Raw genomic sequence first — 759 nt, forward strand, 5'->3', positions numbered from 1 at the left:
CTAAGATCGCTTCAGAATGGAGCCAGATGCAAGAAATCGACTTTCAGTATATTCAACCCGGGAAACCAACTCAGAATGCTTTTATAGAACGGTTCAATGGAACATATCGAAGGGGCGTTCTCAATAAGTACCTATTTGAAAATCTCAATCAGGTAAGGGAACAAACCGAGAACTGGATGGAAGATTACAACAACGTAAGACCACATAATGCATTGGGAAAAATGGCGCCCGTAGCATACGCGAAAAGTCATTCTCCTGGCGGTACCGCCAGGAGAATGAAAAATGATATTTTTGGACAATCAAGCAGTTCTAATTAGGGGAAGCTTACACTTACACATATGATGGAGCTTCAAAAACTATCGAAGTAACCGGTCTTCCAGAAGGTGCTTCTGTAAGTTATAATAACAATGATAAGATTAATGCAGGTTCTTATAAAGTAACTGCAACTATCAGCCAGGAAAACTATAATGATAAAGTTCTGATTGCTGACCTTGTCATCAAAAAAGCAGAAGCCGTTGTCACTGCCGATGCTTTTCAAACTTTTACTTATGATGGTACTGAGAAGAATGTAACTGCAAGCCTGAATCATTCAGAAGCTGAATTATCATATACTCCTCAGCAAGGCTATACCGATGCAGGAACTTATCCTGTTACTATTTCTGCGGAAGAAACGCATAATTACCTGTCAACTTCAAAAGAGGTTTCCCTGGTAATCGAAAATGCAGAGATCGCGGGAGTAACTTTTGAAGGTAAAACTTT

1 protein-coding gene and 1 pseudogene are annotated in these 759 nt (G+C 39.7%); both read left to right on the plus strand.

Annotated features, from left to right (window positions below; all coding sequences use genetic code 11):
- Positions 1–317: integrase core domain-containing protein (locus tag BM084_RS18835; protein WP_143083700.1), on the plus strand; the 317-nt coding region annotated here is incomplete at its 5' end.
- A 26-nt stretch (positions 318–343) separates the two neighbouring features.
- Positions 344–759: pseudogene (locus BM084_RS19710) on the plus strand (MBG domain-containing protein); the annotation flags it as partial.

The organism is Salegentibacter agarivorans (genome assembly GCF_900113135.1).
In the GTDB taxonomy this organism is placed as follows: Bacteria; Bacteroidota; Bacteroidia; order Flavobacteriales; family Flavobacteriaceae; genus Salegentibacter; species Salegentibacter agarivorans.